General features: G+C 66.6%; 16 protein-coding genes. 15 read left to right on the top strand and 1 reads right to left on the bottom strand.

The features are described from left to right. The first annotated feature begins 1 nt into the window (after position 1). From rsmH to lpxC, 14 genes are all read left to right on the top strand, one after another. Entirely contained in the window at positions 2-1096 is a 1095-nt protein-coding gene (gene rsmH / locus NGK62_RS07755; RefSeq protein WP_059373732.1) for a 16S rRNA (cytosine(1402)-N(4))-methyltransferase RsmH, read from the top strand. After that, positions 1096-1386, top strand: coding sequence for a cell division protein FtsL (ftsL, locus tag NGK62_RS07750; RefSeq protein WP_059373731.1), 291 nt, complete (start codon positions 1096-1098; stop codon positions 1384-1386). The genes rsmH and ftsL overlap by 1 nt, the downstream gene beginning before the upstream one ends. Next, positions 1383-3113, top strand: a complete 1731-nt coding sequence (locus NGK62_RS07745) for a peptidoglycan D,D-transpeptidase FtsI family protein (protein ID WP_059373730.1) — start codon at positions 1383-1385, stop codon at positions 3111-3113. Before ftsL ends, NGK62_RS07745 begins: the two co-directional genes overlap by 4 nt. Further along, positions 3110-5965, top strand: a complete 2856-nt coding sequence (murF, locus tag NGK62_RS07740; protein WP_059373729.1) for a bifunctional UDP-N-acetylmuramoyl-L-alanyl-D-glutamate--2,6-diaminopimelate ligase MurE/UDP-N-acetylmuramoyl-tripeptide--D-alanyl-D-alanine ligase MurF — start codon at positions 3110-3112, stop codon at positions 5963-5965. Before NGK62_RS07745 ends, murF begins: the two co-directional genes overlap by 4 nt. Beyond that, positions 5955-7124 (top strand): phospho-N-acetylmuramoyl-pentapeptide-transferase, encoded by a 1170-nt coding sequence (gene mraY, locus NGK62_RS07735; protein WP_013391525.1) that lies wholly within the window; start codon positions 5955-5957, stop codon positions 7122-7124. The genes murF and mraY overlap by 11 nt, the downstream gene beginning before the upstream one ends. After that, positions 7121-8653, top strand: coding sequence for a UDP-N-acetylmuramoyl-L-alanine--D-glutamate ligase (gene murD / locus NGK62_RS07730; RefSeq protein ID WP_251877952.1), 1533 nt, complete (start codon positions 7121-7123; stop codon positions 8651-8653). The genes mraY and murD overlap by 4 nt, the downstream gene beginning before the upstream one ends. Beyond that, positions 8650-9843 (top strand): putative lipid II flippase FtsW, encoded by a 1194-nt coding sequence (gene ftsW, locus NGK62_RS07725; RefSeq protein WP_042796415.1) that lies wholly within the window; start codon positions 8650-8652, stop codon positions 9841-9843. The genes murD and ftsW overlap by 4 nt, the downstream gene beginning before the upstream one ends. Further along, complete coding sequence (murG, locus tag NGK62_RS07720) at positions 9840-10913, top strand: undecaprenyldiphospho-muramoylpentapeptide beta-N-acetylglucosaminyltransferase (RefSeq protein ID WP_059373727.1); 1074 nt, start codon at positions 9840-9842, stop codon at positions 10911-10913. Before ftsW ends, murG begins: the two co-directional genes overlap by 4 nt. Then, on the top strand, positions 10910-12316 hold the full coding sequence (gene murC / locus NGK62_RS07715; RefSeq protein ID WP_059373726.1) for a UDP-N-acetylmuramate--L-alanine ligase: 1407 nt from the start codon (positions 10910-10912) through the stop codon (positions 12314-12316). Before murG ends, murC begins: the two co-directional genes overlap by 4 nt. Further along, positions 12313-13263, top strand: coding sequence for a D-alanine--D-alanine ligase (locus NGK62_RS07710; RefSeq protein ID WP_251877950.1), 951 nt, complete (start codon positions 12313-12315; stop codon positions 13261-13263). Before murC ends, NGK62_RS07710 begins: the two co-directional genes overlap by 4 nt. A 12-nt stretch (positions 13264-13275) precedes the next feature. Next, the gene (locus tag NGK62_RS07705; protein ID WP_059373724.1) at positions 13276-14100 is read left to right on the top strand and encodes a cell division protein FtsQ/DivIB; all 825 of its coding nucleotides are present in this window, start codon (positions 13276-13278) and stop codon (positions 14098-14100) included. Positions 14101-14104: 4 nt separating this feature from the next. After that, entirely contained in the window at positions 14105-15331 is a 1227-nt protein-coding gene (ftsA, locus tag NGK62_RS07700) for a cell division protein FtsA (protein ID WP_006217473.1), read from the top strand. A 189-nt stretch (positions 15332-15520) separates the two neighbouring features. Then, the gene (gene ftsZ / locus NGK62_RS07695; RefSeq protein ID WP_054457598.1) at positions 15521-16705 is read left to right on the top strand and encodes a cell division protein FtsZ; all 1185 of its coding nucleotides are present in this window, start codon (positions 15521-15523) and stop codon (positions 16703-16705) included. 240 nt (positions 16706-16945) lie between these two features. Beyond that, positions 16946-17869, top strand: a complete 924-nt coding sequence (gene lpxC, locus NGK62_RS07690) for a UDP-3-O-acyl-N-acetylglucosamine deacetylase (protein WP_059373723.1) — start codon at positions 16946-16948, stop codon at positions 17867-17869. A gap of 278 nt (positions 17870-18147) precedes the next feature. On the opposite strand, the gene NGK62_RS07685 is transcribed toward lpxC, so the two are convergent. After that, on the bottom strand, positions 18148-18555 hold the full coding sequence (locus NGK62_RS07685; protein WP_082401228.1) for a DciA family protein: 408 nt from the start codon (positions 18553-18555) through the stop codon (positions 18148-18150). A 127-nt stretch (positions 18556-18682) separates the two neighbouring features. On the opposite strand from NGK62_RS07685, the gene NGK62_RS07680 reads away from it, so the two are divergent. After that, positions 18683-19654, top strand: a complete 972-nt coding sequence (locus NGK62_RS07680) for a M23 family metallopeptidase (RefSeq protein ID WP_251879543.1) — start codon at positions 18683-18685, stop codon at positions 19652-19654. The last annotated feature ends 69 nt before the right edge of the window (positions 19655-19723 follow it).

Below are 19723 nucleotides of genomic sequence, written 5' to 3'. Positions count from 1 at the left end.
TATGGAATTCGAACATCGGCCCGTTCTGCTGGAGCCGACGGTGGACGCGCTATTGCTGCCCGACTTCGGCGGCAAGGGTGCGGCACGGTCGCATCAGCATGCCGGGCCGGCTGCGGCTACGCGGGCGGAAGACGGCGTCTTCGTCGACGGCACCTTCGGGCGTGGCGGGCACAGCCGCGAATTGCTTGGCCGTTTGGGGCCGAGCGCCAGGCTGGTGGTGTTCGACAAGGATCCGGAGGCGATCGCCGTAGCCAGGCAACTGGCGGCAGCGGACCCGAGGGTCACCGTGGTGCATGGCGGCTTTGCCACCATGGCCGAAGAATTGGAGCAGCTCGGCATCGGCAAGGTCGATGGCGTGATGCTGGATCTGGGCGTTTCCTCGCCTCAGATCGATGATGCCGAGCGCGGTTTCTCGTTCATGCGAGATGGCCCGCTCGATATGCGGATGGACACCACTCGTGGTCCCACGGTGGCGGATTGGCTGGCGCAAGCCAGTGTGGATGAGATGCGGGAGGTCATAGCGGATTATGGCGAAGAACGGTTTGCTTTTCAGGTTGCAAAGGCGATTGCTGCTCGCCGCGCAACAAGGCCGCTGCGCACCACGCTCGAACTTGCCGAGTGCGTCGCCAGCGCCGTCCGCACGCGCGAAAAGGGGCAGCATCCGGCCACACGCACCTTTCAAGCTCTACGGATTTACATCAATCGGGAACTCGAAGAGCTCGCGCGCACCCTCGCGGCAGCTCTAGACCTGCTCGCCCCGGGAGGGAGGTTGGCGGTGATCAGCTTTCATTCGCTTGAAGACCGCATGGTCAAGCAATGCATCGCGGCGGCGGCTCGTCCGGCTGCCGCGCATGCGCGCCTGCCCCTGCGGGAAAGCGAAATGCCCCAACCTGTCCTGCGTTCCCTGGGCCGCGTGCTGGCCGAAGACGATGAGGTCTCGGCCAACGCCCGCGCCCGTTCCGCCGTCCTGCGCGTTGCCGAACGTACCGAGACGCCGCTGCCCGCCGAGGGTGGTTTTGCGTTCGTGAAGATCGGCTCGCTGCCGGGCAGCGACCTGGCACCCCCGCCGCGCCGCGGCAAGGGAGGGCGCCGCTAATGGGTCGCGTCAACCTGATCGTTGCGGCTTTGCTGATGCTGTCGGCCATTTCCCTGGTCACCAGCCGGTATCAGTCGCGCCAGCTCTTCATCGAGCTGGGACGTGATCAGGCGCAGGCGCGCGACCTCGAAACCAATTGGCGGCGCCTGCAGCTGGACCGCGCCGAACTGGCCCGCAACGCGCGGGTCGATGCCATCGCACGCGACGGCCTGAAGATGATCTCCATCGTTCCGGACCGCACGCTGTACATGAACCAGCCGCCCGTCTCCGCCAACGGAGGCGCGCAATGAAACGCGTCCCTTTCTTCGACAACCCTGTGCTGCGCGGGCAATTGCCCACCTGGCGCGCGCGCCTGGTGCTGATCCTGCTGTTCGGCGGATTCACCGTGCTGGCTGGCCGCGCCCTGTTCCTGCAGGGGTTGTCCACCGAGTTTCTGCAGCAGCAGGGCGAGCGGCGCTATGAGCGCACGCTGACCCTGGCCGCCACGCGCGGCAAGATCATGGACCGCAATGGCGCCGTGCTGGCCTCCAGCGTGCCGGCGCGCGCCATCTGGGCGATTCCCGAAGACGCCAAGCAGGCCACCCCGGCGCAGATGGATACGCTGGCGAAGCTGCTGGAAACGCCGCCGGCCGACCTGCGCCACCGCCTCGTCGACGAAGACAAGAACTTTGTCTACCTGAAGCGCCAGGTCTCCATGGACGTGGCCGACAAGATCAAGCAATTGGGCATGCCGGGCGTGCATCAACAGCCCGAGACCCGCCGCTACTACCCGGACGGCGACGTGATGGCTCACGTGGTGGGCTTTAACAGCGTCGAGGACCAGGGGCAGGAAGGCGTTGAGCTGACGTTCAACCAGCAGTTGTCCGGCCGCCCCGGCAGTCGCCGCGTGATCAAGGACCGGCTCGGCCGCGTGATCGAAGACGTGCAGGCCGTGACCCTGCCGGTGGATGGCCGCGACCTGCGCCTGTCGATCGACACGCGCTTGCAGTACCTGGTGTTCAAGGCGTTGAAGGACGCGATGGACAAGCACCAGGCCAAGGGCGCGACCGCCGTGGTCGTGGACGTGCACACGGGCGAGATCCTGGCCCTGGCCAACGTGCCGACCTTCGATCCCAACAAGCGCGAGACCTTCCACGGTTCCAAGCTGCGCAACCAGGCTATCACCGACACCTTCGAACCCGGTTCGATCATGAAGCCGTTCACCGCCGCGCTGGCGCTGGACCTGGGCCGCATCAGCACCAAGACCCTGTTCGAAACCGGCAACGGCCGCTTCCAGTACCAGGGCAGCACGATCAGCGACGTGAGCCGCAACGGCACGCTGGACGTGGCGGGCGTGCTGCGCAAGTCCAGCAACATCGGCATGACGATGATCTCCGAGAAGCTGGAATCCCGCGAAATGTGGGACCGCTTCACCGAACTGGGCCTGGGGCAGGCGCCCCAGGTGGGATTTCCCGGCGCGGCGCCCGGCCGCCTGCGTCCGTGGGACCGCTGGCGCCTGATCGAAAAGGCCACCATGGCCTACGGCTACGGCCTGTCGGTGTCGCTGCTGCAGGTGGCGCGCGCCTATACCGTTTTCGCCCGTAACGGCGACATGGTGTCGCTGACCCTGGTCAAGCGCGACAGCGACCCCACCAGCGTCAAGATCTACACGCCCAAGACCACCGAAATGGTGCGCGGCATGCTGGAAGCGGCCGCCGGCCCCGAAGGCACCAAGGCCGCCCAGGTGCAGGGCTACCGGGTCGCCGGCAAGAGCGGCACGGCGCGCAAGATCGTCGACGGCAAGTACAGCATGCAGCGCTATCGGAGCTCTTACGTGGGCTTCGCTCCGGTATCCGATCCGAAGATCGTCGTGGCCGTGTCCATCGACGAGCCGACGGTCGGCGGCTATTACGGCGGCGCTATCGCCGCGCCCGTGTTCTCCCAGATCGTGGGGGGGAGCTTGCGGCTGATGGGGGTGCGCCCGGACGCACCCTTCGAATCCACAATTGTTGCTGGTCTTAAGGAGCCAGGCAGATGAGCGCCAAAGGCTTCCTCTCCAACCCTGTCGCCACGGTTGCCGAAACCGTGGCGTGGTTGCATTCGCGCGTGTCGTTGACCGCGCACCTCAAGCTGGACTCCCGCGATATCGAGCCGGGCGATGTATTCGTCGCGTGCCCGGGCCTGTCCAGCGACGGACGTCTCTATATAGAGAAGGCGTTGGCGCTGGGCGCCAGTGCAGTGTTGTTCGAAGCTCCCGCCAACGAGGCCGTGACGGCCGTGGCGGACCACGCTGCAATGCTGCCGGTGACCGGCTTGCGCGGCCTGCTGGGCGAGTTGGCCGACACCTGGTACGGCCGGCCCTCGGCCGAGCTGGCGGTGGTGGCGGTAACGGGCACCAACGGCAAGACGTCATCGGTGCAATGGATTGCCCATGCGCTGAGCCGCAATGACAAGCCCTGCGGCACCATCGGCACCCTGGGCGCCGTGTTGCCCGATGGGCAGACGCTGGGCGGCGACCTGACGACGCCCGACGTGCTGACCGTGCACCGCACGCTGGCCGCGATGCGCGACGCCGGTGCCAAGGCCGTGGCCATGGAAGCCTCTTCCATCGGCATCGAACAGGGCCGCATGGACGGCGTGCGTGTTGCGCTGGCCGCCTTCACCAACCTGACGCGCGACCATCTTGATTACCACGGCACCATGGAACGGTACGAAGCCGCCAAGGCGCGCCTGTTCCGCTGGCCGGGCCTGACCGCCGCCGTGATCAACGCCGACGACGAAGCCGGCCGCCGCCTGATCGCCGACCTGCCTGCCGGCATGGCGATGGGCTACAGCCTGAGCGAAGCGCAGGACATTCCCGCCGGCATGCGCGCGCGCGATCTCCAGGCTACCGCGCAGGGGCAGATCTTCACGCTGGTGTCGCCGCATGGCGAGGCGCAGATCGTGACGCGCCTGCTGGGCGCGCATAACGTATCGAACCTGCTGCTGGTTGCGGGCGTGCTGTATCAGCTGGGCCTGCCGTTTGCGCAGATCGCGCGCGAACTGGCGGCGACTGACCCCGTCGACGGCCGCCTGCAGACTGTCGAACCGGTGGCGCATAGCACCCAGGCCAGCACGGGCCGTGGCCCGCTGGTGGTGGTGGACTATGCCCATACCCCGGATGCGTTGTCACGCGCGCTGGCGGCCTTGCGCGCCGTTGCGACCGCCCGATCGGGCCGCTTGATCTGCGTGTTCGGCTGCGGCGGCGAGCGCGATCCGGGCAAGCGTCCGGTGATGGGCCGCATCGCTGCGGACTTGGCCGACCATGTGGTCGTGTCCAGCGACAACCCGCGCACCGAGTCGCCCGAAGCCATCGTCGAACAGATCCTGACGGGTATTCCCGACAACGTGACGCCCGACGTGCAAGTGGACCGCGCACGCGCCATCATGCAGACCATCTGGGCCGCGGCGCCCGATGATGTGGTGCTGCTGGCCGGCAAGGGCCATGAAACCTACCAGGATATCGGGGGCGAGAAGCTGCCGTTCGATGACCGGGAGTGGGCGCGGCTGGCGCTGCTGTTGCCGCAGGTCAAGGGCGTGTCGACCGACACCCGCCGCATCGGCGAAGGCGAACTGTTCGTGGCGCTGGTGGGCGAGAACTTCGACGCCCATAACTATCTGGATCAGGCCGAAGCGCGCGGCGCGTGCGCGGCCGTGGTGGCGCATGCCGTGCCCGACGCCAAGCTGCCGCAACTGGTGCTGGGCGATACCCGCGTTGCGTTGATGCGCATCGGCGCCGCGTGGCGCGCGCGGTTCACGCTGCCCGTGGTGGCGGTGACCGGCAGCAATGGCAAGACCACCACCAAGGAAATGATCTCGGCGATGCTGGCCGAGTGGCAGGGCGAGACGGGCCGCCTGGCGACCGCCGGCAACCTGAACAATGACATCGGCGTGCCGCTGACCCTGCTGCGCCTGCGGCCGGAGCACCGCGCCGCCGTATTCGAACTGGGCATGAACCACCCCGGCGAGATCGCGCAGTTGGCCGCCCTTGCGGCGCCCTCGGTGGCGCTGGTCACCAACGCCCAGCGCGAACACCAGGAATTCATGCACAGCGTGGAAGCGGTGGCGCACGAGAACGGCGCCGCCATCGCGGCGCTGCCCGAGGACGGCGTTGCCGTGTATCCCGGCGACGAGCCGTATTCGGCGATCTGGGATGCCCTGGCCGAGCCGCGCCGCGTGCTGCGTTTCGGCCTGCAGCCCGGCCTGGATGTGTACGCCGAGCAGATCCTCGCCGACGTGAACGCCACGCGTTGCCGTGTGGTGACGCCGGTGGGCGTTGCCGACCTGACGCTGCCGGTGCCGGGCCTGCACAACCTGCGCAATGCGCTGGCCGCCATTGCCAGCGCGATCGCCGCGGGGGCGCCGCTGGACGGCGCGGTGCGCGCACTGGCTGGTTTCAGCCCGGTCGCGGGGCGCATGCAGCACAAGAGTATGAGTGACGGAACGTTGCTCATTGATGACACTTACAATGCCAACCCCGACTCGGTCCGCGTAGCCGTGGACGTGCTGGCCCGCATGGCCGGCAAGCGCGTCCTGGTGCTGGGCGACATGGGCGAGGTCGGGGACAACGGCCCCGCCATGCATGTCGAGGTGGGCAATTACGCGCGTGAGCAAGGGCTCGACGCGCTCATCACGCTAGGCGAAGCCAGCCGGGCGGCCGCGGCCGCATTCGGAGTGGGCGCACACGCCTGCGCATCGGTAGACGAAGTGGTTGCCGCCATGCGCGGCCTGCGCGCGTCCTGCGTATTGGTAAAGGGATCGCGCTTTATGCGCATGGAGCGGGTAGTGACGGCTTTTTCTACGAATGAAGGTGTGACGGCCAAGGGGCAGGGAGAGCAGAATGCTGCTTGAAATCGCCCGCATGCTGTCTGACGATGTGCGCGCACTGGGGGTGTTCGAATACATCACCCTGCGCGCTGTTCTGGCATGCGCGACTGCGCTGTTGATTGGCCTGGTGGCGGGTCCGCGCGTGATCCGCAAACTGACCGAGATGAAGATCGGCCAGGCCGTGCGCTCCTACGGTCCGGAAACCCATCTGGTCAAGACCGGCACCCCCACTATGGGCGGCGTGCTCATCCTCATTTCCATCGCCATCAGCACGCTGCTGTGGGCGGACTGGACCAACCGCTTCGTGTGGGTGGTGTTGCTGGTGACCTTCGGCTTCGGCTGGATCGGCTGGATGGACGACTACCGCAAGGTGGTCTATCGCGATCCCGAAGGGATGCCCGCGCGCCAGAAGTTCTTCTGGCAGGCCACCATCGGCATTGTGGCCGCGGTGTATCTGGCTTTCGCTGTGTCCGCGCCCGCCAACACCGAACTGTGGCCCCTTTTCAAGGCCTGGGTGGGAAGCGGCTTCACGATGCCGCTGCCGACGCGCGCTGACCTGATCGTTCCGTTCTTCAAGAGCGTGAGCTATCCGTTGGGCGTGCTTGGCTTCGTGGCGCTGACCTGGGCGGTCATCGTCGGCACCAGCAATGCCGTGAACCTGACCGACGGCCTCGATGGCCTGGCCATCATGCCTACCGTCATGGTGGGCAGCGCGCTGGGCATCTTCGCCTATGTGGTCGGTCGCGTGGACTATTCCAAGTATTTGCTGTTCCCCTACATCCCGGGCGCGTCGGAACTGATGGTGCTGTGCGCCGCGATCGGGGGCGCCGGGCTGGCATTTTTGTGGTTCAACGCGTATCCGGCCCAGGTCTTCATGGGCGACGTCGGCGCGCTTGCCTTGGGGGGCGCGCTGGGCACCATTGCGGTCATCGTGCGCCAGGAAATCGTGCTCTTCATCATGGGCGGCGTGTTCGTGGTCGAGACCCTTTCCGTGATGATGCAAGTGACTTGGTTCAAGTACACCAAGCGACGTTATGGAACAGGTAGACGCATTTTCCGCATGGCCCCGTTGCATCATCACTTTGAAGTGGGCGGCTGGAAGGAAACCCAGGTGGTCGTGCGTTTCTGGATCATCAGCATGATGCTGGTGCTGATTGGCCTCTCTACCCTGAAGTTGCGATGAATACGATGGAAACCTCCCGCGCAGACGCGCCGCTCGTCCTGATCCTCGGATTGGGCGAGACGGGTGTCGCCGCCGCTCGCTGGTGCGCCCGCCTGGGCGCCCGCCTGCGCGTGGCCGACACGCGCGCCGAACCGGGCGGGCTGGCTGCGCTGCGCGAATCGCTGGCGCAAAGCGAAGTGGAATACCGCTTGGGCTGCGACGAGTCGTTCGACACGGCGCTGCTGGACGGCGTGAGCCAAGTGGTACTGAGCCCGGGCTTGGCGCCTGCTCAGGCGCCCGCGGCCGATCTGCTGCGCGAGGCCGAGGCCCGCGGCATCGAGATCGTCGGCGAGATTGAATTGTTTGCGCGCGCGCTGGCCGATCTGGCTGAAACGCGCGAGTACCGGCCGCGCCTGTTGACCGTGACAGGTACCAACGGCAAGACCACCGTTACCGCGCTGACGCGCCAACTGATCGAAGCCAGCGGTCTTTCGGCCGTGGCGGCGGGCAACATCAGTCCCGCGGCGCTGGCCGCGCTGATGGAAGCGCTGGATGCCGAATCGCTGCCGCAGGTCTGGGTGCTGGAGCTGTCCAGCTTCCAGCTGGAAACCACGCGCTCGCTGATGGCCGACGCGGCCGTCGTGCTGAACGTCACCCAAGATCATCTGGACTGGCATGGCAGCATGGAAGCCTACGCGCAGGCCAAGGCCCGCCTGCTGAAGATGGCCCGGGTCGCCATCGTCAACCGCGACGATCCGTACACCGTGGACATGGTTGCCACGCTGAACGCGCTGAACGTGCGCAGCTTCGGCCGCGACGTGCCGGAGCTGGTCGGCGACATGGGCCTGGAGCTGGGCCAGGGCGTGGCGTGGCTGGCGGCCTGCGAACCCAATGATTTCGATGAACCCGCGCCGCCGGTGCGCCGCAAGAAGGACGCGCCCGAGCCGGTGCGCGCCAAGGGCCGCATGAGCCGCCTGATGCCGGTGGACGCCCTGCGCATCCGCGGCATCCACAATGCCTTGAATGCGTTGGCTGCGCTGCAGTTGGCGCGCTGCCTGGACCTGGGCTGGGGCCCGATGTTGCGCGCGTTGCGCGAATACACGGGCGAACCGCATCGCGCAGCCTTCGTGCGCACGATCGGCGGCGTCGACTACATCAACGACAGCAAGGGTACCAACGTGGGCGCTACCGTCGCCGCGTTGGAAGGTCTGGGCCAGCCCGTCGTGCTGATCGCCGGCGGCCAGGGCAAGGGCCAGGATTTCTCGCCGCTGATTCCGGTGGTGGCGCAGCACGCGCGCGCCGTGATGCTGATTGGCCAGGACGGTCCCGAGATCGGCCGTGTGCTGGCGTCGACCGGCGTGCAGTGCGTGACGGTTGAAACCCTGCGCGACGCCGTGCGCGGCGCTGCCGAGTTGGCTCAGCCCGGCGATGCCGTGCTGCTGTCGCCCGCCTGCGCCAGCCTGGACATGTTCCGCAACTATCCGCACCGCGGACAGGTGTTCGTGGAAGAGGTCGAAGACCTGGCCCGCGACCGTGGAGAGATCGCATGAGCTTGATCGCCGATCTCACCGCCAGCGTCAACGCCGTACGGCCCGGCCGTACCCGCATGCGCAATTTCGATCTGCCGCTGGTCATCGCGGCGTCGACCTTGCTGCTGCTTGGCCTGCTGATGGTGTATTCGGCGTCGATCGCGCTGGCCGACGGCCCGCGTTATGCGTCCTATGGCCGCTACTACTTCGTGATCCGCCATGGCTTGTTCATCAGCGCCGGCCTGGTGGGCGCGGCGGTGGTGCTGGCCGTGCCGATCCGCGTGTGGCAACGCCTGGCGGTGCCGCTGTTCGTGGTGGCCATGGTGCTGCTGGTGGCGGTGCTGATCCCCGGCATCGGCCGCGAGGTCAATGGCGCGCATCGCTGGATCCCGCTGGGTCCGCTGAACTTCCAACCCTCCGAATTGATGAAGCTGGCCGCACTGCTCTACGCCGCCGATTACACCGTGCGCAAGCAGGAACACATGCAGGCCTTTGCCCGCGGCTTCCTGCCCATGGCATTCGCGCTGGCCGGCGTCGGCATGCTGCTGCTGCTGGAACCCGACCTGGGCGCCTTCATGGTGATCGTGGCGATTGCCATCGGCATCCTGTTCCTGGGCGGCATCAACGGCAAGTACTTCAGCAGCCTGCTGGCCGTGCTGGTCGGCACCTTCCTGATGCTGATCTGGCTGTCGCCGTGGCGCCGCGCGCGCCTGTTCGCGTATCTGGATCCCTGGAACGAAGACAACGCCTACGGCAGCGCTTACCAGCTATCGCATTCGCTGATCGCCCTGGGCCGCGGCGAATGGCTGGGCGTGGGCCTGGGCGCCAGCGTCGAGAAACTGCATTATCTGCCGGAAGCGCATACCGACTTCCTGATGGCGGTGGTAGGCGAAGAATTGGGCTTTGCCGGCGTGATGCTGGTCATCACCCTGTTTGCCATCATCGTTTATCGCGGCTTCGACATCGGCCGCCAGGCCATCGCCATGGAACGCACTTTCGCGGGCCTGGTGGCGCATGGCGTGGCGATGTGGTTCGGCGTGCAGGCCTTCATCAACATGGGCGTCTGCCTGGGCCTGCTGCCCACCAAGGGCCTGACCCTGCCCCTGATGAGCTATGGCGGTTCCGGCATCGTGATGAACCTGTGCGCGTTGGCCATGCTGATCCGGGTCGACGTGGAAAACCGCGTCATGATGCGTGGGGGGCGAGTATGACCTCCCGCACCATCCTGATCATGGCTGGAGGCACCGGCGGACACATCATGCCGGGCCTGGCCGTGGCCGACGTGCTGCGTGAGCGCGGCTGGCGCGTGCTGTGGCTGGGCAATCCTGAAAAGATGGAAGGCCGGCTGGTGCCGCCGCGCGGCATCGAACTGGTGCCGCTGCGCTTCCAGGGCGTGCGCGGCAAGGGCGCCTCGGCGCTCTTGAAGCTGCCGTTCCTGCTGCTGCGCGCCTTTGGGCAAGCGTGGTCACGCCTGTCCGACGTGCGGCCCGACGTGGTGCTGGGCATGGGCGGCTACGTGGCTTTCCCGGGCGGCGTCATTGCGGCGCTGCGCGGCACGCCGCTGGTCGTGCATGAACAGAATGCCGTGGCCGGCACCGCCAACAAGTGGCTGGCCAGGATGGCCCGCCGCGTACTGAGCGGTTTTCCCGGCGTGCTGCCCAAGGGCGAGGCCATGGGCAATCCGGTGCGCGCGGACCTGTGCGCGTTGCCGGATCCCGCGCAGCGCTATGCCGGTCGCAGCGGCCCGCTGCGCCTGCTGGTGGTGGGCGGCAGCCTGGGCGCCCAGGCGCTGAACACGACCTTGCCGCAGGCGTTGGCGCGTCTGCCGCAGGAAAGCCGGCCGGTGGTGGTGCACCAGGCCGGCGAACAGCATTTGCCAGCGCTGCAGCAGGCCTACGCCCAGGCGGGCGTGGAGGCCGACTGCCGCGCATTCATCGATGACATGGCGGGCGCCATGGGCGAAGCCGATCTGCTGATCTGCCGTGCGGGCGCCATGACGGTGTCCGAAGTGGCCGCGGCGGGCGTCGCGGCCTTGTTCGTGCCGTTCCCGCATGCCATCGATGACCACCAGACCGCCAACGCGCGCTTTCTGAGCGACGCGCAGGCCGCCTGGCTGCAGCCGCAGACCGGCCTGACGCCCGAATGGCTGGCGCAGTGGCTGGGTCTACGCTCCCGACAAGAACTTCAAGCCGTGGCTGAACGGGCCCGCGCGCATGCGCGCCCTGAAGCCGCGGCCCATATCGCCGACGTCTGTGAACAAGCAGCGGGGCGCGCATCATGAAACACAGAATTCAACACATCCATTTCGTAGGCATCGGCGGCTCGGGCATGAGCGGCATTGCCGAGGTGCTGCTCAACCTGGGCTACACCATCAGCGGTTCCGACCTGAACGAGTCGGCCGTGACGCGCCGCCTGGCCGGCCTGGGCATGAAGATCGCGATCGGCCACGTGGCCAGCAACGTCACGGGCGCCGCCGCCATCGTCACCTCCACCGCGGTGGCGGGCGACAACCCCGAAGTGATCGCCGCCCGCGCGGCGCGCATTCCGGTGGTGCCGCGGGCCATCATGCTGGCCGAGCTGATGCGCCTGAAGCGCGGCATTGCCGTCGCCGGTACGCACGGCAAGACGACCACGACCAGCCTGGTGGCCAGCGTGCTCGCCGCTGGCGACCTGGACCCGACCTTCGTGATCGGCGGCCGCCTGAACTCGGCCGGCGCCAATGCGCGCCTGGGGCAGGGCGACTACATCGTGGTGGAAGCCGACGAATCCGACGCCTCGTTCCTGAACCTGCTGCCGGTGATGGCCATCGTGACCAATATCGATGCCGATCACATGGACACCTACGGGCATGACGTGGCGCGCCTGAAGAGCGCCTTCATCGAGTTCACGCAGCGCCTGCCGTTCTACGGCAGCGCGGTGCTGTGTTCGGACGACGCCAATGTGCGCGAGATCATGCCTTTTGTGTCGCGGCCCATCACGACCTACGGCCTGAACGAAGAGGCACAGGTGCGCGCCTACGAAGTGCAGCCGGAAGGCACGCGCATGCGCTTCAACGTGCAGCGCACGCACCGCGACACCTTGTTGCCGCCGCTGCAGGTCGAACTGAACCTGCCGGGCCTGCACAACGTGCGCAACGCGCTGGCCGCGATCGCCGTGGCGACCGAGCTGGGCGTGGCCGATGCAGCCATCTGCGAAGCGCTGTCGTCCTTCCGCGGTGTGGGCCGCCGCTTCACGCAGACGGGCGAATTCCCTGTGCCGGCCAGCCACGGCGGCGGCACTTTCACGGTGATCGACGATTATGGCCATCACCCGGTGGAAATGGCCGCCACGCTGGCCGCCGCGCGCGGCGCCTGGCCCGACCGTCGCATCGTGCTGGCCTTCCAGCCGCACCGCTATACGCGTACCCGCGACTGCTTCGAGGATTTCGTGCGCGTGCTGGGCACGGCCGACGCGGTGCTGCTGACCGAGGTCTATGCCGCGGGCGAGCCGCCGCTGGTCGCGGCGGACGGCCGGGCCTTGTCGCGCGCCCTGCGCGTGGCCGGCAAGGTTGAGCCGGTATTCGTCGAGGACGTGGCGGAACTGCCGCAGGCCATCGTGGATTTCGTGCGCGACGGCGACGTGGTGATTTGTATGGGAGCGGGTTCGATCAGCAAGGTCCCCGCCCAAGTTGGAGAACTGGCATGAGCACGCAATTCGGCAAGGTGGGTGTGTTGTACGGCGGTCGCTCCGCTGAGCGCGAAGTGTCCTTGATGTCGGGCGCGGGCGTGCACCAGGCGCTGGTCAGCGCCGGCGTGGACGCGCACCTGTTCGACACGGGCGAGCGCAGCCTGTCCGAGCTGGCCGCCCAGGGCTTTGACCGCGTGTTCATCGCTTTGCACGGCCGCTACGGCGAAGACGGCACCATCCAGGGCGCTCTGGAATTGCTGGGCATCCCCTACACCGGAAGCGGCCCGCTGGCCTCCGCGCTCGCCATGGACAAGACCATGACCAAGCGCGTCTGGCTGCAGCATGGCCTGCCCACGCCTGACTTCGAATTGCTGGACGCCGACACCGAGCTGCGCCTGGTGCCGGACCGCCTGAGCTTGCCTCTGATCGTCAAGCCGCCGCACGAAGGTTCGACGGTGGGCATCACCAAGGTGGTGGGCTATTCCGACATGAAGGAAGCCTACGCCGCAGCCGCGCGTTTCGATGCCGAAGTGCTGGCCGAGCAGTTCATCACCGGCCGCGAGCTGACCGTGGCGGTGCTGGGCGGCGGCAAGACCGCGCGCGCGCTGCCCGTCATCGAGATCGCCGCGCCCGGCGGCAACTACGACTACGAGCACAAGTACTTCTCCGACGACACGCAGTATTTCTGCCCGGCCACGCTGCCGCCCGAAGTGGCCGCGGAAGTCGCCGAGATCGCGGTCAAGGCTTACCAGGCGCTGGGCTGCGAAGGTTGGGGCCGCGCCGATTTCATCCTCGACCGCGACAACCGGCCGTGGCTGCTTGAAATGAATACCTCGCCTGGCATGACCAGTCATTCACTCGTTCCCATGGCCGCCAAGGCGGTGGGAATCAGCTACGCCGAACTGTGCGTGGCGATCTTGTCCGAGGCTGCGTGCAAAGTGCGCAGCCCGGCCCGCAACGCTTGACCCGGATACTCTGTGTGGAACGACGCTCGCACCACCAACCTGATCGCCAACACGCTGGCCGTGCTGGCGGTTTGCGCCATGCTCATTGCGGGCGTGGTGTGGGTGGCGCAACGCCCGTTCTTCACGCTGCAGGCCATCGAGCTGGAATCGATGCCGGACACCGAGCTGCACTACGTGTCCACGGGGGCGGTGCGATCGGCGATCGCGGGCCGCTTCAAGGGCAATTTCTTCACGGTGGACCTGGACGACGCGCGCGAGATCTTCGAATCGGTGCCGTGGGTCCGGCACGCCACCGTGCGGCGGATCTGGCCCAATGTGTTGCGCGTGCGGATCGAGGAACAGCAGCCCCTGGCGCTGTGGAACGAGAACCAGATGATCAACACCTGGGGCGAGGCGTTCACGGCCAACACGGGCGAGGTGGACGACGAGACGGTGCTGCCGCAGTTCTCCGGTCCGGAGGGGACCGAGTCGCTGGTCGTGCAGCGTTACGCCGAGTTGGCGCGCTGGTTCGCTCCACTGGACATGCACGTCACGCAGTTGGACCTGAGTCCGCGCTACGCCTGGCGCGTGGTGCTGTCCAATGGCATGTCGCTGGACCTGGGCCGCGATCCGGGCGCCGATGCGCCGGATCCGCATGGTCTGCCGGGCGCCTTGCCGTTTGCGGCCCGCATTCAACGTTTTGTGCAGGCGTGGCCCGCCGTTGCCGGACGCCTGGAAGGGCGCACCGTGACGCAGGCCGACCTGCGCTATCCCAATGGTTTCGCCCTGGCGCTGGCCCCGTTGCCGCCGTCGGAAACCAAATCCAAATCCACACCGAAACCTCCCAAGAAACGCTAACGCCATGACCCGTGACATCAAGGACCTTATCGTCGCCCTCGATATCGGCACCAGCAAGGTGGTGGCTGTGGTGGCTGAAATTTTGCCTGAAGGGCGATTCGAAGTGCTGGGCCTCGGCCAGCACGAATCGCGCGGCATGCGCAAGGGCGTGGTCGTCAATATCGAGACCACTGTGAATTCCATCCAGCGCGCGCTTGAAGAAGCCGAGCTGATGGCAGATTGCAAGATTCGCGACGTCTACACCGGTATTGCCGGCAGCCATATCCGCAGCTTCAATTCCAGCGGCATGGTCGCCGTGAAGGACAAGGAAGTCACCGCCACCGACGTTGCCCGCGTCATCGAGACCGCCAAGGCGGTGAACATCCCGACCGACCAGCAGGTGCTGCACGTGCTGACGCAGGAGTTCATCGTCGACGGCCAGGAAGACATCCGCGAACCCATCGGCATGAGCGGCCTGCGCCTGGAAGTGCGCGTGCACATCGTGACGGGCGCGGTCAGTGCCGCCCAGAACATCGTGAAGTGCGTGCGCCGCTGCGGCCTGGAAGTGCAGGACCTGATCCTGCAGCCCCTGGCCTCCAGCCTGGCCGTGCTGACTGCCGATGAAAAGGAACTCGGCGTCGTGCTGGTCGACATCGGCGGCGGCACCACCGACGTGGCCATCTTCACCGGCGGCGCGATCCGCCACACCGCCGTGCTGCCGATCGCCGGCGACCAGATCACCAACGACATCGCTGCGATGCTGCGCACGCCCACGCCCGATGCCGAGGAAATCAAGCTGCGCTATGGCGTGGCCAAGCAGGTCCTGGCCAGCCCGGACGAGTCCGTTGAAGTGCCGGGCCTGGGCGACCGCGGCCCGCGCCAGGTCAAGCGCCAGGCGTTGGGCGCTGTGATCGAGCCGCGGGTGGAAGAGCTGTTCACGCTGGTGCAGCAGGTCGTGCGCGACTCCGGCTACGAGGACTTGCTGGCTTCCGGCGTGGTCCTGACCGGCGGTTCGGCGCAACTGCCCGGCATGATCGAACTGGCCGAGGACGTGTTCCTCAAGCCGGTGCGCGTGGCGGTGCCCGAATACGAAGGCAGCCTGGCCGACGTGATGCGCAATCCGCGCTTCTCGACGGTGATGGGCTTGTTGCAGGAAGCAAGAATGCAGCGCGTGCGCGGCCGCAAGGTCGCCGCCCAGACCGGCAATTTCAAGAGCCTGCTGGCGCGCATGAAGGAATGGTTCATGAACTGAGTTGTACAGGGCAGGTTGGGGCCTGTCCTTGGTGCGGTTCGCAGCGGTATCGCGGGCCGGGCCAGAAGAGGGGAGGCGCTTCAAACCCGTTGCGGGCCCGTCCGGCGACGAGTTTGAGGCGATTCACAAAACATAGGTTGGTTGGGGAATTTTTGTGATTTGCGAAATCGGACTTGTGAGGGAGTCATCATGATGAACTTTGAGATGCTTGAGAACAACACCAAAGGGACCGTTATCAAGGTCGTTGGTGTGGGCGGTGCGGGCGGCAATGCCGTGGCGCACATGATTCGCAGCGGCGTGCACGGCGTGGATTTCATCTGCGCCAACACCGATGCGCAGGCACTGGCGGCGACCAACGCCCCGGTGCAGATCCGTCTGGGCCGCACCGGCCTGGGCGCGGGCGCCAAGCCCGAGCAGGGACGCGCGTCGGCTGAAACCGCGCGCGAGGAAATCCGTGCCGCGCTGAATGGCGCGCACATGGTCTTCATTACCGCCGGCATGGGCGGTGGCACCGGCACCGGCGCAGGTCCGGTCGTGGCCGAAGTCGCCAAGGAACTGGGCATCCTGACCGTGGGCGTGGTCACCAAGCCGTTCACCTTCGAAGGCAACAAGCGCCTGAAGATGGCCGAGGACGGCATCTCGGAACTGGCCAAGCATGTGCATTCGCTCATCGTGGTGCTCAACGAGAACCTCTATGAACTGATGGACGAGGACGCGACGCAGGAAGACTGCTTCCGTTCCGCCGACGACATCCTGCACAACGCTTGCGCGGGTATTGCCGAAATCATCAACGTCGAAGGCAACGTCAACGTCGACTTCGAAGACGTCAAGACGATCATGGGCGAGCAGGGCCAGGCCATGATGGGCACGGCGTCGGCTTCGGGCGCTGACCGCGCCCGCGTGGCCGCCGAGCACGCCATCGCTTGCCCGCTGCTGGAAGGCGTGGACCTGAACGGCGCTCGCGGCGTGCTGGTCAACATCACCGCCAGCCGTTCGCTGAAGATGCGCGAAACGCGCGAAATCATGGAAACGATCCGCAGCTACGCTTCGGACGACGCGACCGTGATCTTCGGCACCGCCTACGACGAGTCCATGGGTGAGAACCTGCGCGTGACCGTGGTTGCGACCGGCCTGGGCCGTGCGCAAGCGCGTCCGCAGCTGGTGCAGAACACCGCTGAAGTGCTGCGTACCGGCACCGACAACATGCCCATGGGCGCGATGCCGGCTGGCGGTCAAGGCGATTACCGCAACCTGGACATGCCGTCTGTCATGCGCAATCCGCGCAGCCAGGCGTCGGCCCAGGTGCGTGCACTGGAAAGCTCGGGCATGGATCATTTCGACATCCCGGCATTCCTGCGCAAGCAGGCGGATTGAACCTAAGAGCCTGTTTCAGGCTCTAAACGCACTCCCTCATCTCCGGCCCGCCTGTCCCCACAGGCAGGCCGGAGGCGAAGCGGTCCGTGTTCCCCTTGCACGGTTCCAATAAGGGACGGAGGTATCGGTCGATCCGGACGCCAAATGGCGCCAGGGATCGGACAGAGTTACAATACGTCAGTTACGCCGGCAATCTGCTCGTCTTCTTGCCGGCTTCCTGGCTCAAAACACCCAAGTCTCATGTTCCGACAGCGCAGCATTCAGAATCTCGTCCGCACGACAGGCGTCGGCGTCCACTCCGGACGGCGGGTCGAGCTCACCTTGCGCCCGGCACAACCGAATACGGGCATCGTTTTCCACCGCGTCGACCTGCCGCAAGTCGTGGACCTGCCCGCGCAGGCCACCGGCGTGGGCGACACGCGCATGGCATCGGTGCTGCAGCAAGGCAATGTCCGCGTGTCCACGGTGGAACACCTCATGTCGGCGCTGGCCGGCCTGGGCATCGACAACCTGCATATCGACCTCACTGCCGAAGAAGTCCCGATCATGGACGGCAGTGCGGCCACGTTTGTCTACCTGCTGCGCTCGGCAGGCATCGTCGAACAGAACGCGCCCAAGCAATTCATTCGCGTTCTGAAGCCGGTGGAAGTGCGCGAAGGCGAAGGCCGCAACGAGAAATGGGCCCGGCTGGAACCGCACGAAGGCTATGCGCTGGCGTTTTCGATCGATTTCCGCCACCCCGCCATCGACTCCACGGCCAATTTCGCCGAGATCGATTTCGCCACGCATTCGTATGTGCGTGAAATCGCCCGCGCGCGCACCTTCGGCTTCGTCAACGAAGTCGAGGCCTTGCGCTCCATGGGCCTGGCCCGCGGCGGCAGCCTGGATAACGCCATCGTCATGGACGAGTACCGCGTGCTCAACAGCGACGGTCTGCGCTACGACGACGAATTTGTGAAGCACAAGATCCTGGACGCCATCGGCGACCTGTATCTGTTGGGCAAGCCCCTGGTGGCGCGCTACGTCGCGTGCAAGTCGGGTCACGGCCTGAACAATCAGCTGGCCCGTGCGCTGCTGGAGCAGCGCGACGCCTGGGAGCTGATCACCTACGAATCGCAGGCGGAGGCGCCGCAGGCGTTCCGCCACGAGTGGCAGCTGGCCTAGCGTCAGACCCACCCCCTACCCGCTGCGCGGGTCCCCTCAAGGGGGGCGGCGCTGGCGGACCGGCAAAGCTGGCTCCGCTGCGCCCGCGCTATCATTGTGCGCGGCTAGGTTCCTGATTGTTCGCGGTAATTCCCTGGGTGGGTCCCGGCGGATGGCTGCGGTCGTCATCCCCTAGCGCTTAAGGCGCAAACCGGCGGCAAACCATAGTATCGATCCGTCCGAGAACTTGGTTTCGCTTCGTTTCCGGGGGCGCCGGATCAAGGACAACCCTGCCGGCTTCAGCTACTCTTGTGGTGCTTCAAGAGCTTGGCGACCGCGTCGGCCAGAGGGCCGGGCCGCAGGTTGCCGTGCAGTGTCTCGAACGCGCCCAGGGCGGTGTTGCCCAGCGGTTGCGCCTCTTTGGGAGGGCGCGGCTGACGGGCGCCGGGCTTGGGCAAACCCGCTTGTACCTTGACGGCGATTTCGTTAAGGTTCCAGCCTTGGTCTGCCAGGGACCGCGCGATGCGCGGTGCCAATTGACGCATCTTGGCCGCATGCGCGGCACTCGGCACCACCAGGTGGAGGCACTGGTTTTCCAGCTTGCCCACCTGGCATACGGCGCCCAGCGGGGCGGGCAGAACCGCCGCCACCGCGTACTGAATTTGCAGGTGCTTGCGGGCGGTCGCCAGAACTCCGGCGCCCCGCATGTCATGACCCAGCCATCCCAGGGCGGTATCTTCTTTCCGCCGGCTGGAACTGGAACGTTGACGGTATGAAGTGGGTCTATTCATCCCGGCTCTAAGAATTAGGAAGCAAACCTTGAAAATCGTGATTATGCACGCCCGCGACGGGCAGGACGGGCATTTCACCCTGGGCGGCGCGCGCCTCGCGCTGTTTCTGGGGGGCGCCTTGATCACGGCCGCCATCTTTGGCGCCGCATTACAACGATACCTTACTCCGATCCTCCCGGCCGTACATGCCGTGGGCTGGCCCCTGGCGGGCCAGCCCGGGCGCGATGCCGATTTCCTGCGCGGCAACATGAATTTGCTGGCCGCCAAGGTCGGGGCGCTGCAGGCCAAGCTGGTGAGCATTGACGGATTGGGCCAGCGCGTGGCCAAGGTGGCCGGCGTGGCCTATACCGACCCCGAATTGGCCAAGCAGCTGGCCGTGGCGCAGCCCGAGGCGCTGACCCAGCCCGAGGCCATCCAGGTCATGGACGATCTGTTCACCGACCACCCGCCGCCCAGCGCGGCCTCGGCCGAGGCGCTGGGCCGCCAGCTCGACGAGATCCAGGCCAGGCTGGCCCAGCAGTCCGACAATCTGAAGCTGTTGGACGCGGCGCTGACCAAGCGGTCGGCGGACCAGGCGCGCATGCCGACCGCCATGCCCATCACCGATTACCCCTATCTCAGTTCGTCTTATGGCTGGCGCCGCAACCCCGTGACCGGGCGCAGCGCCATGCACGAAGGCCTGGATTTCGCCGCGCCTCCGGGCACGCCCATCCTGGCCGCCTCGGGCGGCGTGGTGCTGGAGTCCAAGTTCCAGCCGGGCTACGGCAACATGGTCGAGATCGATCATGGCGACGGCCTGATCACCCGCTACGCCCACGCTTCCTCCCTGATGGTCAAGCAGGGTCAACTGGTTGAACGCGGCCAGCAAGTGGCCCGCGTGGGCAGCTCCGGCCGTTCCACTGGCCCGCATTTGCACTTCGAAGTGCGCCTGGCCGGGCAGCCGCTGGACCCGCGCCTGTTCCTGGGGCCGCACCAGACCGCGCCGCCCTCCACGGTGGCCCACGCCGCCCAGTGAACCTGGGCGGTCCGCGCCGGTCAAACCGGCCGGCAGTGCTGCCCTGGCCATAGGTTCAGGCTATTGCGC

This window comes from Achromobacter sp. Marseille-Q4954, from assembly GCF_943737025.1.
In the GTDB taxonomy this organism is placed as follows: Bacteria; Pseudomonadota; Gammaproteobacteria; order Burkholderiales; family Burkholderiaceae_B; genus Achromobacter; species Achromobacter bronchisepticus_A.
Note: the sequence above shows the minus strand (reverse complement) of the source record. Positions and strands in the feature narration are given on the sequence as shown.

Excerpts from the sequence above, each read along its gene's own strand:
- rsmH (WP_059373732.1), top strand. The coding sequence starts at position 2 with ATGGAATTCGAACATCGGCCCGTTCTGCTGGAGCCGACGGTGGACGCG.
- ftsL (WP_059373731.1), top strand. The coding sequence starts at position 1,096 with ATGGGTCGCGTCAACCTGATCGTTGCGGCTTTGCTGATGCTGTCGGCC.
- NGK62_RS07745 (WP_059373730.1), top strand. The coding sequence starts at position 1,383 with ATGAAACGCGTCCCTTTCTTCGACAACCCTGTGCTGCGCGGGCAATTG.
- murF (WP_059373729.1), top strand. The coding sequence starts at position 3,110 with ATGAGCGCCAAAGGCTTCCTCTCCAACCCTGTCGCCACGGTTGCCGAA.
- mraY (WP_013391525.1), top strand. The coding sequence starts at position 5,955 with ATGCTGCTTGAAATCGCCCGCATGCTGTCTGACGATGTGCGCGCACTG.
- murD (WP_251877952.1), top strand. The coding sequence starts at position 7,121 with ATGAATACGATGGAAACCTCCCGCGCAGACGCGCCGCTCGTCCTGATC.
- ftsW (WP_042796415.1), top strand. The coding sequence starts at position 8,650 with ATGAGCTTGATCGCCGATCTCACCGCCAGCGTCAACGCCGTACGGCCC.
- murG (WP_059373727.1), top strand. The coding sequence starts at position 9,840 with ATGACCTCCCGCACCATCCTGATCATGGCTGGAGGCACCGGCGGACAC.
- murC (WP_059373726.1), top strand. The coding sequence starts at position 10,910 with ATGAAACACAGAATTCAACACATCCATTTCGTAGGCATCGGCGGCTCG.
- NGK62_RS07710 (WP_251877950.1), top strand. The coding sequence starts at position 12,313 with ATGAGCACGCAATTCGGCAAGGTGGGTGTGTTGTACGGCGGTCGCTCC.
- ftsA (WP_006217473.1), top strand. The coding sequence starts at position 14,105 with ATGACCCGTGACATCAAGGACCTTATCGTCGCCCTCGATATCGGCACC.
- ftsZ (WP_054457598.1), top strand. The coding sequence starts at position 15,521 with ATGATGAACTTTGAGATGCTTGAGAACAACACCAAAGGGACCGTTATC.
- lpxC (WP_059373723.1), top strand. The coding sequence starts at position 16,946 with ATGTTCCGACAGCGCAGCATTCAGAATCTCGTCCGCACGACAGGCGTC.
- NGK62_RS07685 (WP_082401228.1), bottom strand. The coding sequence starts at position 18,555 with ATGCGGGGCGCCGGAGTTCTGGCGACCGCCCGCAAGCACCTGCAAATT.
- NGK62_RS07680 (WP_251879543.1), top strand. The coding sequence starts at position 18,683 with ATGCACGCCCGCGACGGGCAGGACGGGCATTTCACCCTGGGCGGCGCG.